This window comes from Pseudomonas karstica, assembly GCF_009707515.1.
Lineage (GTDB): Bacteria > Pseudomonadota > Gammaproteobacteria > Pseudomonadales > Pseudomonadaceae > Aquipseudomonas > Aquipseudomonas karstica.
In genome coordinates this window covers 1-18206 of the sequence record NZ_WLYI01000038.1, presented here as the reverse complement: position 1 = coordinate 18206, position 18206 = coordinate 1, and the positions used below count along the sequence as shown (strand labels likewise).

The following is an 18206-nucleotide window of genomic DNA, read 5'->3' as shown; positions in this document are numbered from 1 at the left end:
ACGCTCATCTTTGGGGCACTTACGTGGCAGCTGGAAACGGACTTTCTCCTCAACCGTACTCGACTCAAAAAAGCAGGTTACTCCATGCAGTTCAGTGAATTATTGGCAGCTCTTTCCACCTATCCGATCCGCCTGCAACTGGAAGAAGGCGATTTGATCATCCTGGGTGACGACGATGCGCTGGATGACGCGCTGTGGGATCAACTGCTCGCCTATAAGCCCCAATTGCTGGAACTGGTGGCCCAACATGGTGGTGACTGGCTGAGCCCGGCCTACCGGATTACCCCTGACATGCTGCCCCTGGTCACGCTCGACCAGCTTGCCATCGACCGCATTGTCGCCAGCATCCCGGGTGGGGCAGCCAACGTGCAGGACATCTACCCCCTGGCGCCGTTGCAGGAAGGCATGCTCTACCACCACTTGTCTTCGCAGCAGGGCGACCCCTATGTACTGAACGCACAGTTCGTGTTCGACAGTCGCCCGCGTTTCGCCGCCTTTGCCCAAGCGCTGCAATGGGTGATTGATCGCCATGACATTCTGCGCACCTCGATGGTCTGGGAACGCCTGGATGAGCCGCTGCAAGTGGTCTGGCGCCAGGCCCGCCTCGTGTGTGAAGAAACACGCTTGAGTGCCGGCGATGGGGACGCATTGACGCAATTGCGCGCGCGCTACGATGCCCGGGACTACCGCATGGACCTGGTCCAGGCGCCGTTGCTGCGCCTGGTGTTTGCCGAAGATGAAGCGCAGCAGCGCGTGGTCGCCATGCTGTTGTTCCACCACACCATTCTCGATCACACCGCCCTGGACGTGGTGCGCCGGGAAATCCAGCTGTACCTCGCCGGGCAGACTGAGCTCGCCGGTGCGCCGGTGCCGTTTCGCAGCTACATCGCCCAGGTGCGCCAGGGCATCAGCGAGCAGGCGCACGAAGCATTCTTTCGCGGCATGCTGGCGGACATCGATGAACCGACACTGCCCTTCGGCCTCAAGGATGTACAAGGCGATGGCCACGGTATCGATGAAGCGCGTATCGTCGTCGATCACGCCTTGAGCCTGCGCCTGCGGGCTCAAGCCCGGCCACTGGGCGTCAGTGCGGTGAGCATGATGCACCTGGCGCTGGCCAGGGTGCTGGGCCAGGTGACTGGTCGCCAGAGCGTAGTGTTCGGTACCGTGATGCTCGGGCGCATGGGCGCGGGGGAGGGCTCCGAGCAGGCCTTGGGCATGTTCATTAACACCCTGCCATTGCGGGTGGATGTGGGCGAGCAAGGTGTGCGCGCCGGGGTCAAGGCTACCCATGAGTGCCTGACCGCATTGCTGAACCATGAACACGCGCCCCTGGCGCTGGCCCAGCGTTGCAGCGCAGTGGCGCCGCCGACGCCACTGTTTAGCGCCATCCTCAACTACCGTCACAGCGACGCCTCGGACACGGCCGCTGTCATCGATATCGCTGAAGGCATCCAGGTGCTGGGCGCCGAGGAACGTACCAACTACCCGCTGACGGTCAACGTCGACGACCTGGGCGAGGACTTTGCCCTGACCGTGCTGGTGGACGCTTCCATCGAAGCCACGCGCATCGTCGGCTACCTGCATAAAGCCCTGGAAAGCCTGGTGCTGGCCCTGGAGCAAACCCCGGACGCCGCTCTGCACAGCCTGGATATCCTGCCCGCTGCCGAGCGCCAGCACCTGCTGCACACCTTGAATGCCAACACCCGGCACTATGCCGATTCGGCGCTGATCCACCAGCAGTTCGAAGCGTGCGCCAGCTCACAACCTGAAGCCACGGCACTGATTTATGAAACTCGGCGCCTGACCTACCGCGAATTGAACGCGGCGGCCAACCAGGTCGCCCATCGCCTGCTGGCCCTGGGGATTCGTCCGGATGATCGGGTGGCGATTTGCGTCGAGCGCGGCGTGCCAATGATCGTCGGCCTGTTGGGGATCCTCAAGGCCGGCGCTGGTTATGTACCGATTGACCCGGCCTATCCGCTGGAGCGCATCGCCTACACCCTGCGCGACAGTGAACCGGTGGTCACACTGGTACAGGCCGACACCGTCGACCTGGTGGGCGATGTAGCGTCGATCGACCTCGATACCTTGCAGCACGGTGCTACCCACAATCCGCAGGTGCCAGGGCTGACATCGGCCAACCTGGCCTACGTCATCTACACCTCCGGGTCCACCGGCCTGCCCAAGGGCGTGATGATCGAGCACCGCAACGTCGCGCGCCTGTTCAGTGCCACCGAGCACTGGTTCAACTTCAACCACCACGACGTATGGGCCTTGTTCCATTCCTTTGCCTTCGATTTTTCGGTCTGGGAAATATGGGGCGCGCTGATGCACGGTGGGCAGTTGCTGGTGGTGCCGCAGTGGGTCAGCCGTTCGCCGGACGAATGCTATGCGCTGCTGTGCGAGGCGGGCGTGAGCATCCTCAATCAGACGCCGAGCGCTTTCCGCCAGTTGATTGCCGCTCAGGGACGCAGCCCGCAGGCCCATTCCCTGCGTCAGGTGATTTTCGGTGGCGAAGCACTGGAGCCAGGCATCCTCAAACCCTGGTATGCCCGTGTGACCAACGCCGGTACCCAATTGGTGAACATGTACGGCATCACCGAAACCACCGTGCACGTGACCTATTGCGCCCTGGAGGCGACGGATGCACAGCGGGTGGGTGTCAGCCCGATTGGTGGGCGTATTCCCGACTTGCAACTTTATGTTCTGGACCGTAACCGCGAGCCGCTGCCGACCGGTGTCGTCGGCGAGTTGTACGTCGGTGGTGCGGGTGTGGCCCGGGGTTATCTCAACCGCGACGAGTTGACCGCCGAGCGCTTCCTCGTCGATCCCTTTACCGGCCAGCGCATGTACAAGACCGGTGACCTGGGTCGTCTGCTGGCTGACGGCAGCGTCGAATACCTGGGGCGCAACGATGACCAGGTGAAAATTCGCGGGTTCCGCATTGAGTTGGGTGAAATCGAAACCTGCCTGGCCACCTGCAACGGCGTGCGGGAAGCCGTCGTTCTCGCCCGCGAAGACGAACCCGGCGACAAGCGCCTGGTGGCCTACGTGATCGCCAAGCCCGGCGAGGCCCCCAGCGCTGCGCAGTTGCGTGACCACTTGCTGCAGTCTCTTGCCGAGTACATGGTGCCCAGCGCTTTTGTATTGCTGGACTGCTTGCCGCTGACCACCAACGGCAAGCTCGACCGCAAGGCATTGCCGGCCCCGGACGCCGAGGCCTTGGCCCGTCGTGTCTTTGAAGCGCCTGAGGGCGAGGTGGAAAGCACCATCGCCGGGATCTGGAAAGACCTGTTGAAGATTGACCGAGTCGGTCGCCAGGACAATTTTTTCGAGTTGGGCGGCCACTCGTTGCTGGCGGTCAAGTTGATCGAGCGCATGCGTCAGGTCGAACTGAGCGCCGACGTGCGTGTGCTGTTTGGCCAGCCGACACTGGCCGCGCTGGCCGCTGCAGTCGGCGGGCAGCATGAGGTCCGGGTGCCGGCCAACGCAATTACCCCGGACAGCCTGCGGATCACCCCGGACATGCTGCCCCTGGTGGAACTGGATCAGGCCGCCATCGACCACGTGATCGCCACGGTGCCGGGCGGAGTCAGCAACGTTCAGGACATTTACGGCCTGGCCCCGTTGCAGGCCGGCATTCTTTACCATCACCTGGCGACCACCGAGGGCGACCCCTACGTGCTGCAGGTGCAGTTCAGCTTTACCGGCCAGCAGCCGGTAGAGGCCTTCATCCGTGCGATGCAAAGTGTGATTGAGCGCAATGATATTTTGCGCACCGGTGTGGTCTGGGAAGGCCTGGACGAGCCGGTACAAGTGGTCTGGCGCCAGGCGCCGCTGGCGGTCGAACGCCTGGCGTTCGACGCACCAGCCGATGTCTTGGAGCAATTGCAACAACGCTTTGACCCGCGCCACTACCGCCTGGATTTGTCCCGTGCCTCGCTGATGCATTTGGCCTATGCCGAAGACCCCGGCCAGGGTCGCTGGCTGGGCATCCTGCTGTTGCACCACATCCTCCTGGACCACACCGCGCTGCAAGTGCTGGTGGAAGAAATGAGTGCCAGCCTGGCCGGTGGCACCGAGATGTTGCCCGACGCGGTGCAGTACCGCAACTACGTGGCCCAGGCTCGACTGGGTGTGAGCCAGGTGCAGCATGAAGCGTTCTTCAGTGAGATGCTGGCGGATATCGATGAACCGACCCTGGCCTTCGGCCTGCAGGACGTCAATCGAGACGGCAGTGGTGTCGAGGAGGCGCACGTGCCGCTGGACTCGGCGTTGAGCCTGGGCCTGCGTGAACAAGCGCGCCAACTGGGGGTCAGCACCGCCAGCCTGGTGCACCTGGCGTGGGCCCAGGTGCTGGGGCAGGTTTCGGGCCGTGACGAGGTGGTATTCGGCACGGTATTGCTGGGCCGGATGCAGGGCGGCGCCGGTGCCGACCGTGCTCTGGGGATGTTCATCAACACCTTGCCGCTGCGGGTCAGCCTCGGTGCCGTCGGGGTACAGGCGGGCGTGCGCGCCACCCATGCGCGCTTGGCCAGGCTGTTGGGCCACGAGCATGCCTCGTTGTCACTGGCCCAGCGTTGCAGTGGCGTGTCCAGCGCCTTGCCGTTGTTCAGCACGCTGCTCAACTACCGGCACAGCGCGCCGGGTGAGGCGCCGGGGGCCAGCCCGTTCGCCGGGGCCGGCATCGAGATTCTCAGTTCCGAGGAGCGCAGCAACTACCCACTGGTGCTCAACGTCGATGACCTGGGTGTGGATTTCTCCCTCACCGTGCAGGGCGTGGCCGAAGTCGATGTGCAGCGCGTTGGCGCTTACATGCAGACGGCGCTGCGCAACCTGGTGACGGCGCTGCAGCAGGCTCCGACGAGTCCGCTGCATGAGGTGTCGATCCTGCCACCCGCCGAGCGTCATACCTTGCTCGTGGCGTTCAATGCCACCGCCCGTGACTACCCTGCCGAGCAGGCAGTGCACAGCCTGTTCGAAGCCCGCACCCTGGCTCACCCGCAGGCACTGGCGGCGGTACACGGCGAGTGCAGCTTGAGCTACGACGAACTCAACCGCCGCGCCAACCGCCTGGCCCACCACCTGATTGCCCAGGGTGTCAGGCCCGGCGACAGCGTGGCGATCCTGCTGGCACGCTCCATCGACTTGCTGGTCAGCCAGTTGGCGGTCCTCAAATGCGCGGCGGTCTATGTGCCGCTGGACGTCAATGCCCCCCTCGAGCGCCAGGCGTTTATCGTGCAAGACAGCCAGGCCGTGCTGGTGCTGACCCACCGCGACGCACCCCTGGATGCGGCCTCGCGTATCGACCTGGATGCACTGAACCTCGACTCGTTGCCGTCCCGCAACCCGGCGCTCGTGCAATCTTCTGAAAGCGTGGCGTACATCATGTACACCTCCGGTTCCACCGGCACCCCGAAAGGCGTGCGGGTGCCACATCGGGCTGTGACGCGGTTGGTGATCAACAACGGTTATGCCGACTTCAATCATCACGACCGCGTGGCCTTTGCCTCGAACCCGGCATTTGACGCCAGCACCCTCGACGTATGGGCCCCATTGCTCAATGGCGGCTGCGTGGTAGTGGTCGAACAGGCCGCGCTGCTGTCTCAGGCCGCCTTCGCCATGCTGTTGCAGGAGCAGTGTGTCAGCGTGCTGTGGATGACCGCCGGCCTGTTCCACCAATACGCCGACGGCCTGATGCCGGTGTTCCGCCAGTTGCGTTACCTGATCGTGGGCGGCGATGTGCTGGACCCATTGGTGATTGGCCGGGTGCTCAAGTATGGCGCCCCACAACACCTGCTCAATGGCTATGGCCCCACCGAAGCCACGACCTTTTCCACCACCCATGAGATCACGGCGGTGGGCGAGGGCGGTATTCCTATCGGCCGGCCTATTGGCAACAGCCGCGCCTACGTGCTGGATGCCCGTCGGCAACCGGTACCGCTGGGGGTTGTGGGTGAGCTGTATGTGGGTGGAGCGGGCGTGGCCAAGGGTTACCTGAACCAGCCGGCACTGACCGACGAGGTATTTATCAACGACCCGTTCGGCGATGGCTTGATGTACCGCACCGGCGATTTGGCCAGTTGGCAGGCCGACGGCACGTTGCTGTATCAGGGGCGCAATGACCACCAGGTAAAAATCCGTGGTTACCGTATCGAACCGGGTGAAATCGAAACCCGCCTGGCGAGCTGTGCCGGGGTGAAGGAAGCGGTGGTGCTGGCCCGTGAAGACGAGCCGGGGGACAAGCGCCTGGTGGCGTACTACACCGCCCAGGCGCCACTGGATATTGAAGCGCTGCGGGTCCACCTGCAAAGCCGGTTGCCGGACTACATGGTGCCGTCGGCCTATGTATGGCTGGCGCTGTTGCCGCTGACCGCCAACGGCAAGCTGGACCGCAAAGCCCTGCCGGTGCCTGATCAGGCTTCGCTGCTCAGTCGAGGTTACGAGGCGCCCGAAGGTGAAGTGGAAATCCTCCTGGCGCAGATCTGGGAGCAAGTGCTCAAGGTCGAGCGAGTGGGGCGTCACGACCATTTCTTCGAGTTGGGTGGCCATTCGCTGCTGGCGGTGAGCCTGATCGAGCGCATGCGCCAGGTTGGCCTGAGCGCCGATGTGCGGGTGCTGTTCAGCCAGCCAAGCCTGGCCGCCCTGGCGTCGGCCGTGGGCAGCGGGCGGGAAGTAGTGGTGCCGGTCAATGGCATCCCGGCGGATTGCCGGCGCATTACCCCGGCGATGTTGACGCTGGTGGAGATCGACCAGTCGGCCATCGACCAGATCATCGCCCACGTGCCGGGTGGTGCCGCCAACGTACAGGATATTTACCCGCTGGCACCCTTGCAGGAAGGCATTCTCTACCACCACATCAGTGCCGAGCAGGGGGACCCGTACCTGCTGCAATCGCGCATGACCTTTGACAGTGTCGAGCGTTTGCAGGCCTTTGCGCAGGCGTTGCAAAAGGTCGTGGTTCGGCATGACATCTTGCGTACCGGCGTGGTCTGGGAAGGCCTGGACAGCCCGGTCCAAGTGGTTTGGCGCGACGCCGAGCTGGTGGTGCAGCAAGTGCCGCTGGATCCCGCCGACGGTTCGGTCATCGAGCAATTGCATGAGCGTTTTGACGCCCGTCACTACCGTCTCGATATTACCCGGGCACCGTTGTTGCGCATGGTCTACGCCGAGGACCTGGCCCACGGGCGGGTCGCGGCGATCCTGCTGTTCCATCACTTGGCGTTGGACCACACCGCCATGGCAGTGGTAGGCCAGGAAATGCGCGCGTTTCTATTCAACCAGGCGGATACCTTGCCGGCGGCCGCACCGTTTCGTAACTACGTGGCCCAGGCCCGGCTGGGCGTCAGTGTCGAGGAACACGAGCAGTTCTTCCGCGAGATGCTGGCCGACGTCGATGAGCCGACATTGCCGTTCGGTATCCAGGATGTGCAGGGCGATGGCCGTGATATCGAAGAAGCCGAGCGGGCGGTGGAGGCCACGCTGGCCTTGCGGGTTCGCGAGCAGGCCCGTCAATTGGGTGTCAGCGCGGCGAGCTTGATGCACTTGGCCTGGGCCCAGGTGTTGGGGCTGGTGTCCAGCCGCCAGGACGTGGTGTTCGGCACCGTACTGATGGGTCGCATGCAGGGCGGCGAGGGCGCCGACCGGGCGCTGGGGATGTTCATCAATACCTTGCCGTTGCGGGTTGATATCACCGCCAGTGCGGCAGTCGGGGTCAAGGCGACCCATGCACGTTTGACGGCACTGTTGGGTCATGAACACGCTTCCCTGGCACTGGCCCAGCGTTGCAGTGGTGTGGCCGCGTCGGTGCCGTTGTTCAGCGCCTTGCTCAATTACCGCCATAGCGCTCCAGGCGAGATGGCCCGGGGCGGCGAGGGCATTTGGGAAGGTGTGCAGCTGTTGGGTGGTGAAGAGCGCAGCAACTACCCGCTGACCCTCAGTGTCGATGACCTTGGCGAAGGTTTCGCACTGGCGGTACTGGCGCTGGAGTCCATCGGGGCGCAGCGGATTTGCGACTATATGCACAACGCCCTTGAGCAACTGGTGCACGGGCTTGAACAGGCTTCGCAGCAGGCGCTGAATCAGCTGCCGATTCTGCCGGCAGCCGAGTGCGACACGCTGTTGCGCGGGTTCAACGCCACAGCCCGCGATTACCCCCGGGGGCAGACTGTCCAGGCGGCCTTCGAAGCCCGGGCAGTGCAGCTGCCAGACGCCATTGCGGTGCTCCAGGATGGTCAGGGCCTGACGTACCGGGCGCTCAATCAGCGTGCCAACCAGTTGGCCCATTATTTGTTGGTGCGCGGTGTGCAACCGGATGATCGGGTCGCTATCTGCTGCCGTCGTGGGCCACAGATGCTGGTGGGCCTGCTGGCGATTCTCAAGGCGGGTGCCGGTTACGTGCCAATTGACCCGGCCTATCCGGCCGAGCGCATCGCCTACCTGCTGCAAGACAGCGCGCCGGTCGCGGTGCTGGCGCAGGCCAGTACCCGTGGTGTGCTGGGGGATATAGAAACCCTGGACCTGCACGGCAGTGACTGGCAGCACTACGCAGTGACCAACCCCGAAGTCGTCGGCCTCACACCGGCCCATCTGGCCTATGTGATCTACACCTCCGGCTCCACCGGCCAGCCCAAAGGGGTGATGGTGGAACACCGCACCGTGGAAAACCTGGTGCATTGGCATTGTGATGCGTTCGATCTGCATGCCCGCAGCCATACCAGCAGCGTTGCGGGGTTCGGTTTCGACGCCATGGCCTGGGAAGTGTGGCCGGCGCTGTGTGTCGGCGCGACCCTGCACCTGCCACCGGCTGATGTGGGCAACGACAATCTCGACGAACTGCTGGCCTGGTGGATGACCCAGCCGCTGGACGTCAGCTTCCTGCCGACGCCGGTGGCCGAATACGCCTTCAGCCAGGACCTGGAGCACCCGACCCTGCGCACCTTGTTGGTCGGTGGTGATCGGCTGCGCCAGTTCACCCGGGAGCGGCGCTTCGAGGTGATCAACAACTATGGCCCGACCGAAGCCACTGTGGTCGCCACCTCGGGGCGTATTCACGCCGGGCAGGCGCTGCATATCGGCAAGCCGATGGCCAATACCACGGTGTACCTGCTCGATGAGCAACTACGTCCGGTGCCGGTGGGCGTCGTGGGTGAGTTGTATGTGGGCGGCAGTGGAGTGGCCCGGGGCTACCTGAACCGTGCGGACCTGACCGCCGAGCGCTTTGTGCAAGACCCCTTCAATCCTGGGCGCATGTACCGCACCGGCGACCTGGCGCGCTGGTTGGCGGACGGCAATCTCGACTACCTGGGACGCAATGACGACCAGGTGAAGGTTCGTGGCGTGCGTGTCGAATTGGGTGAGATCGAAACCCGCCTGGCCGCACTGGAGGGCGTCAAGGAGGCTGTGGTCCAGGTGCTCGATGGTCGCCTGATTGCCTGGTTCACTGCGCGAACTCCCTTGGATATCGAAACCCTGCGCGCCGAACTGCAAGGCCGGTTGCCCGAGGCCATGGTGCCAGTGGCCTATGTGAAGCTGGACAGTTGGCCGCTGACCGCCAACGGCAAGCTGGATCGCAAGGCATTACCCGCCCCGGATCAGGCGGCGATGCTCAGCCGTGAATACGAAGCGCCCCGAGGCGAGGTGGAAACCACCCTGGCGCGGATCTGGAGCGAGGTGCTGCAGGTTGAGCAGGTGGGGCGCCATGATCACTTCTTCGAGTTGGGCGGTCATTCGTTGCTGGCCGTGAGCCTGATCGAGCGCATGCGCCAGGTAGGCCTGAGTGCCGATGTGCGGGTGCTGTTCAGTCAGCCTACCCTGGCCGCCCTGGCGGCGGCCGTGGGCAGCGGACGGGAAGTGCTGGTGCCAGCCAACGGCATCCCGGCGGATTGCCAGCGCATTACCCCGCAGATGCTGTCGCTGGTGGAGCTTGAGCAGTCGGCCATCGACCAGATCGTCACCAACGTGCCGGGTGGCGCGGCCAACGTACAGGACATCTACCCGCTGGCGCCGTTGCAGGAAGGCATCCTTTATCACTACATCACGGCAGAGCAGGGTGACCCGTACCTGCTGCAATCGCACCTGGCCTTTGACAGCATCGAGCGTCTGAATACCTTTGCCCAGGCTTTGCAACAGGTGATCCATCGCCATGACATCCTGCGTACCGGGGTGGTCTGGGAAGGGTTGGTGCAGCCGGTGCAAGTGGTCTGGCGCAAGGCCGAGCTGATCGTACAGAAGCTGCAACTGGAGGGCGATGTGCTGGCCGCGCTGCATGAGCGTTTCGACGCCCGGCGCTACCGCCTGGATATTAGCCAGGCGCCGCTGATCCGCCTGATGTACGCCGAGGATCCGGCGAATCAGCGTGTGGTGGTGGTGCTGCTGTATCACCACATCGCTCTGGATCACACCGCGTTCGATGTCGTGTTGCGGGAAATGCAAGGCTACCTGCTCGGCGACACCGCGCTGCTGGCCCCGCCGATGCCTTATCGCAACTACGTGGCCCAGGCGCGCCTGGGCGTCAGCGAGCAAGAGCATGAAGCGTTCTTCCGCGAGATGCTGGGTGATATCAACGAGCCAACACTGCCCTTCGGCCTACAGGATGTGCAGGGCGACGGACGCCATATCGAGGAGTACACCCACAGCTTGGACGCTGCGTTCAGCCGACGCTTGAAAGCTCAGGCGCGCGTGCTCGGCGTCAGTGCCGCCAGCCTGTTTCACTTGGCTTGGGCCCAAGTGCTGGCAGTGACCTGCGGTAAACAAAACGTGGTGTTCGGCACAGTTCTGGTGGGCCGGTTGCAGGGCGGCGAGGGTGCCGATCGGGCCCTGGGGGTATTCATCAATACCCTGCCGCTGCGCCTGGACATCAATGAGCAAGGCGTGCGCGCCAGCGTGCGGCAGACCCATGTCCGGCTCTCTGCGCTGCTGGGGCACGAACACGCGTCTTTGGCCCTGGCCCAGCGTTGCAGTGGGGTTGCAGCGCCGCTACCGCTGTTCAGCTCGATGCTCAACTATCGCCACCGAGGCAGTGCGATCCGTTCAAAAACGGCACAGCAAGCCTGGGAAGGCGTGCAGACCCTGACCAATGATGGGCGCACCAACTACCCCCTGTCCCTGAACGTCGATGATTTGGGCGAGGGTTATGACCTGACGGCCCTGACGTTTGCGCAGGTCGGCGCGCAGCGGGTCTGCGGCTATATGCAGATGGCGCTGGTCAACCTGGTGCAAGCCCTGGAGCAGGCACCGCACCAACCGCTCAATCGCCTGCCGATCCTGGGGCACGAGGAGCGCGACAAACTGCTGTTCGAGTTCAACGCCACGCAGGTGGATTACAACCTTGAGCAGACCCTGCACGGGATGTTCGAAGGCCAGGTACTGCGTACACCCGATGCCTTGGCGGTACAGGCCGGCGAGCAGCGGCTGACGTACGCCGAGTTGAATGCGCGTGCCAATCAGTTGGCTCATCACCTGCGAGAGCAAGGCGTGGGGCCGGATTCGCGAGTGGCGATCTGTGTTGAACGTGGCCTGGCGATGGTCATTGGCCTGTTCGCCATCCTCAAGGCGGGCGGTGGTTATGTGCCGCTGGACCCAACGTATCCAACGGAACGCATCCGCTACATGCTGAGCGACAGCGCGCCAGTGACGGTGCTGGTGCAGGGCGCGACCTCTGGTTTGTTGGGTGAGGCGGCAGTACCGAGGGTGGACCTTGACCACAACACGTGGGAACACCAGCCTTCGAGCAACCCGCAGGTTGCAGGCCTGACCGCGCAGCACCAGGCCTATGTGATCTACACCTCCGGCTCCACCGGCCAGCCCAAGGGCGTGATTAACGAACACGGCGGGGTGGTCAACCGCCTGCTGTGGATGCAGGACGCCTATGGCCTGTCGGCAAGCGATGCGGTCTTGCAGAAAACCCCGTTCAGTTTCGACGTGTCGGTGTGGGAATTCTTCTGGCCGCTGTTCACCGGGGCACGGCTGGTCATGGCTCGCCCAGGCGGTCACAAGGACCCGGCTTACTTGTGTGAGGTGATTGCCGCCGAACAGATCACCACGCTGCACTTCGTGCCATCGATGCTCGATGTATTCCTGGCTCACGGTGATGTCAGCCAGACGGCCTGCCTGCAGCGGGTGATGTGCAGCGGTGAGGCACTGCCGGGCAGTCTGGTGCGGCGCTTCAAGCAGCAATTGCCAGCCAGCCAATTGCATAACCTGTATGGCCCGACTGAAGCTGCGGTGGATGTGACGGCATGGAACTGCGCCGGTACCGTGACGCCGGATAACACGCCGATCGGCAAGCCGATTGCCAACACCCGGATGTACGTGCTGGACACGCAGTTGCAACCGGTGCCGCTGGGTGTGGTCGGCGAGCTATTTATTGGCGGGGTACAGGTCGCCCGCGGTTACTTGCACCGTCCTGAGCTGACCGCCGAACGCTTCCTCAAAGACCCCTTCACCGAAGGCCGCCTGTACCGCACCGGGGATATTGGTCGTTACCTGCCCGATGGCACCATTGAGTACCTGGGCCGCAACGACGACCAGGTGAAGATCCGTGGCCTGCGTATTGAACTGGGGGAAATCCAGGCTCGCTTGAGTGCCTACCCGCAGGTCAACGAAAGCGTGGTTATAGCCCGTGAAGAGGGGCCGGGGGACAAGCGGCTGGTTGCCTATTACACCGGGGTTCAGGCCGAGATCCAAGACCTGCGGGCTTATCTGCTGGAGCAGTTGCCGGACTACATGGTGCCGGCGGTCTTCGTCTACCTCGACGCGTTGCCACTGAGCCCCAATGGCAAGCTGGACCGCAAGGCCCTCCCGGCGCCAGGCCTGGAGTCGTTGATCGTGCACGCATACGAAGCGCCCATCGGGGAAATCGAAACCACCCTGGCCCGGCTCTGGGTTCAACTGCTGAAAGTGGAGCGGGTAGGGCGTCATGACAATTTCTTTGAACTGGGCGGGCACTCGCTGCTGGCCGTCAGTCTGATTGGCCTCTTGCGCCAGGAAGGCATTGAAGCCGATGTCAGGGCACTGTTCGAGCAGCCGACACTTGCCGGCTACGCCTCAATTACCGAACGAATGGAGATCGTCCTGTGAGCATGATCGAACTGTTGGCGACACTGAAAGCCAAAGATATCCAACTGGCGCTCAAGGGCGATCAATTGTCGGTGCAGGGCAACAAGCACGCCTTGAGCGATCCGGCAGTACTGGCTGCGCTGCGTGAGCACAAACCGGCGCTGATCGAGTTGATCAAGGCTGGTCTCTATTCGGCGACCAAGGCCGGCGAGGTCGAGGTCCCTGCCAACGGCATCCCGGCAGGTGCCAGCCGCATAACCCCGGCGATGTTGACCCTCTCGACCTTGCACCAGGACGCCATCGACCGGATCGTCGAGACCGTCGACGGTGGCGCGGCCAATGTCCAGGATATCTACCCCCTGGCGCCGTTGCAGGAAGGCATTCTCTACCACCATGTGAGCGCCGCGCAGGGCGATCCCTACATCATGCAGTCGCAGTTTGCCTTCGACAGTCTTGAGCGCCTGAATGGATTTGCCCAAGCCTTGCAGCGGGTCATGGATCGCCACGACATCCTGCGCACAGGGATTGTCTGGGAAGGCCTGGAGGAGCCGTCGCAAGTGGTCTGGCGCACGGCCAGGCTACCGGTGCAGGCCGTTGAGCTGGACCCGGCCCAGGGTGACATTGACGTCCAGTTGCATGACCGTTTTGATGGCCGCCATTACCGCCTGGACGTGACCCAGGCGCCGCTGCTGCGCCTGGTATACGCCAACGATCCGGCCAATCAGCGGATTGTCGCGATCCTGCTGTTTCATCACATGGCCATGGATCACAGCGCACTGGAGGTGGTTTGCCATGAAATGCAGGCTTGCCTGCTGGGCCAGGCTCACACCTTGGGCCAGGCTGTGCCTTTTCGCAATTATGTTGCCCATGCACGATTGGGCGTCAGCGAGCAGGAGCACGAGACGTTTTTCCGCCAGATGCTGGGGGATATCAGCGAGCCCACCTTGCCCTTTGGTTTGCAGGACGTCCAAGGCGATGGTCGAGGTATCGCGCATATCAGCCTGGGGCTTGCGCCCGAGTTGAGCCGGCGTCTGCGCACACAGGCCCGGCAGTTGAGTGTGAGCGCGGCGAGCCTGTTTCATGTGGGCTGGGCCCAGGTGCTGGGCGCACTTGCCGGCAAGGAAAAGGTGGTGTTCGGCACCGTGTTGATGGGGCGCATGCAGGGTAGCCACGATACAGATCGGGCTCTCGGGATTTTCATCAATACCTTGCCGTTGCGTGTAGACGTGGGGCGCCAAGACGTGCGCGCCGGTGTCAAGGCGACCCATGCCCACCTGACGACCCTGATGCGTCATGAGCACGCATCCCTGGCCCTGGCCCAGCGTTGCAGCGGCGTGGTAGCCCCGATGCCGTTGTTCAGCGCTTTGCTCAACTACCGGCACAGTGCGGCGAAAGCCAGTGCCGAAGCGGTATCGGCGTGGCAGGGGATCGTTGCCCTCAGCTCTGAAGAACGCACCAATTACCCGCTGACCTTGAGTGTCGATGACCTGGGCGAAGACTTCAGCCTGAGCCTTCTGGCCAGCACCCGGATCGATCCACAGCGGGTGTGCGGCTATTTGCAAACCGCGTTGGAAAACCTGGTTCGGGCTCTGGAACAGGCACCGCAGACGGCACTTGATCAGGTATCGGTCTTGCCCGAGGCAGAGCGCCAACAACTGTTGCAATTCAATGCCTCCCACGCCGACTACCTGCAAGGCACCACCCTGCATGGTCGCATCGAAGCCCAAGCCGCGCTGACCCCGGATGCTGTAGCGGCAGTGTACCAAGGCCGGCAACTGACCTATGCCGAGTTGAATCAACAGGCCAACCGGCTGGCTCATCACCTGCTGGGCCTGGGGGTAAAACCCGACGACCGCGTGGCCATCGTTGCCCGGCGTGGGCTGGAAACCCTGGCCGGCTTGCTGGCGATCCTCAAGTCGGGGGCTTGCTATGTGCCGGTGGACCCGTCCCATCCCGCCGAGCGCCTGGGCTACTTGCTCAATGACAGCACGCCAGTGGCGGTACTGACCCAGCAGGACTTACTGGCGCGGTTGCCAAGCCTTGATGTGCCTGTGCTCAACCTCGATCAACCTTCTTGGCAGCAGCATTCGACGGCCAATCCACAGGTAGCCGTCACGTCGCAGAACCTGGCTTATGTGATCTACACCTCCGGTTCCACCGGCCTGCCCAAGGGCGTGATGGTCGAGCACCATACCGTGGCCAACCTGGTGGACTGGCATTGCAGCACCTTCGACCTGTGCCAGGGTCGCCATACCGCCAGTGTTGCCGGTTTTGGTTTTGACGCGATGGCCTGGGAAGTCTGGCCGGCGCTTTGTGCCGGTGCAACGTTGCATCTGCCGCCTGCCCATGACGGTGCCGAAGACATCGACGCGCTGCTGGACTGGTGGCGCGCCCAGCCCCTGGATGTATGCTTCCTGCCGACACCGGTGGCCGAATATGCCTTTAGCCAGAACATCGAACATCCGACCCTGCGCACGTTGCTGATCGGTGGCGATCGCCTGCGTCAGTTCAGCCGTGCCCAGCACTTCGATGTGATCAACAACTACGGCCCCACCGAAGCCACGGTGGTGGCCACATCCGGCCGGGTCGAGGCGGGCCAGCCATTGCACATTGGCAAGCCCATGGCCAATGCCACGGTGTACCTGCTGGACGAACAGCAACGTCTGGTGCCGATTGGCGTTGCGGGCGAGCTGTACGTTGGCGGCAAAGGTGTGGCGCGGGGTTACTTGAACCGCCCGGAACTGACCGGCGAACGCTTCCTCGACGACCCGTTCAACCCTGGCCGCATGTACCGCACCGGCGACCTGGCGCGCTGGCTGGCTGACGGCACTCTTGAATACCTGGGGCGCAACGACGACCAGGTGAAAATCCGCGGCGTGCGCATTGAACTGGGCGAGATCGAAACATGCCTCGGCCAACTCCCCGGCATTCAGGAGGCGGTGGTGCTGGCCCGTGAAGACCAGCCTGGCGAGCCACGCCTGGTGGCGTACTTTACCGAAAACCCGCAGATCGATGCCCATGCGGTGGGAGACATCCGCGCCCATCTGGTGGCGCATCTGCCGGACTACATGGTGCCTGTGGCTTATGTGAAGCTGGATGTGCTGCCACTGACCGCCAACGGCAAGCTGGACCGCAAGGCCCTGCCCAAGCCAGACATGGCCGCGGTTTTTACCCGTGAATACGAAGCGCCCATCGGTGAAATCGAAACCCTGCTGGCGCAGGTCTGGGCCGATGTACTGCAGGTGGAGCGCGTCGGGCGCCAGGATCATTTCTTTGAGCTGGGCGGCCACTCGCTGTTGGCGATGCGCATGGTCTCCCAGGTGCGACAGCGTCTGGGTGTCGATCTGCAGCTCGGCGATTTGTTCGCCAATCCCGAACTTGCCGCTGTCGCCCAGGTGCTGGCCCTGGCGGGCCGCAGCACCTTGCCGGATATTCTACCGGCCTCCCGTGACCAGGATCTGCCGCTGTCGTTTGCCCAGCAGCGCTTATGGTTCCTGGCGTTGATGGAGGGTGCCAACACCGCCTACAACATCCCCATCGGCTTGCGCCTGCGCGGCCAGTTGCATGTCGACGCGCTGCAAAGGGCCCTGGCACGCATTGTCGCCCGGCATGAAACCTTGCGCAGTCGCTTTGCCCAGCAGGGTGACGACGCCCGGGTGCTGATCCTGCCGGCCGAGGACGTGTTGCCCCTGCATGTGCAGGACTTGCGCGGCCATCCCGAGGCACAAAAACTGCTGGATGCGTTGATCCACGGCGAAGCTTCGGCGCCGTTCGACCTGCAACGCGACCCACTGCTGCGCGGGCGTCTGGTGATCATGGCCGACGACCACCATGTGCTGCTGTTGACCCTGCACCATATCGTCTCAGACGGCTGGTCCATGGACGTACTGACTCGCGAACTGATGGCGCTGTACCACGCTTTCAGCCTGGGCCAGGCTGATCCGCTGCCGCCATTGACCATCCAGTACGGCGACTTCGCGGTCTGGCAGCGCCTGTGGCTGAGCGGCGAGGTGCTGCAACGTCAGAGCAACTACTGGCAGCAGACTCTGGCGGGTGCGCCGGCCTTGCTGATGCTGCCCACCGACCGCCCGCGACCGGCGCAGCAGGACTACGCCGGCAGCAGCGTAGGGGTCCATCTGGATGTGCAGTTGACCGCGGGCCTCAAGGCCCTGAGCCAACGCCATGGCGCCACCCTCTACATGACCATGATGGCGGCCTGGGCGATGTTGCTGTCGCGCTTGTCCGGGCAGCAGGACGTGGTGATCGGTTCACCGGCCGCCAACCGCCAGCGTGTTGAGGTGGAAGGGCTGATCGGCCTGTTCGTCAATACCCTGGCAGTGCGCATCGACACCCGCGGCGAGTTGAGCGTCGAGGCGTTGTTGACTCGAGTCAAGGCCCTGACGCTGGCGGCCCAGGCACATCAGGACTTGCCGTTCGAGCAGGTGGTGGAAGTCACCCGGCCGGTGCGCAGCCTGGCCCATAGCCCACTGTTCCAGACCCTGTTGTCCTGGCAGAGCAACGACGGTCCGTCCCTGGCCCTGGGTGACCTGACCCTGGAAGGCATCACCTGCGACAGCCATTTTGCCAAGTTCGACGTTTCCCTGAACCTTGGAGAGAGCCAGGATGGTATTCGCGGTACTTTGGAATACGCCATTGCGCTGTTCGATGAGGCGACGATGGTGCGTTATGTCGGCTATTTCAAACGGGTGTTGCAAGCCATGGTCGACAATGACCAGGCCGTGCTTGAACACATAGCGCTGGTGGACAGGGCCGAGCGCGAGCGCCTGCTGTTCGACTTCAATGCCACGCAAGCCGATTACCCACTGGAGCAGACGATTCACGGCTTGTTTGAAGCCCAGGTGGCGCGCACCCCAGAGGCGCTGGCGGTGCTGCATGGTGGGCAACGCTTGAGTTATCGCGAGCTGAATGAGCGCGCCAACCGGTTGGCGCATTACCTGCGCAAGCAGGGTGTACAGCCGGATTCGCGAGTGGCGATCTGTGTCGAGCGTGGCCTCGACATGGTGGTGGGCCTGCTGGCGATTCTGAAAGCAGGCGGCGGTTATGTACCGCTGGATCCGGCTTATCCGTTGGACCGCATTGCCTACATGCTCGAAGACAGCACGCCGGCCGTGGTGTTGGCGCAG

2 protein-coding genes and 1 pseudogene are annotated in these 18206 nt (G+C 63.4%); all 3 read left to right on the top strand.

Features of this window, described 5'->3' with window-relative positions; translation table 11 throughout:
- Positions 1-84 precede the first annotated feature (84 nt).
- Positions 85-13083: a non-ribosomal peptide synthetase gene (locus tag GIR22_RS22475; RefSeq protein WP_154745469.1), complete on the top strand. Its 12999-nt coding sequence runs from the start codon at positions 85-87 to the stop codon at positions 13081-13083.
- 2 nt (positions 13084-13085) lie between these two features.
- A pseudogene (locus GIR22_RS26790) lies at positions 13086-16448 on the top strand (non-ribosomal peptide synthetase); the annotation flags it as partial.
- Positions 16449-16457: 9 nt separating this feature from the next.
- The coding region (locus GIR22_RS26785) for a condensation domain-containing protein (protein WP_425502939.1) at positions 16458-18206 on the top strand (1749 nt) is incomplete at its 3' end.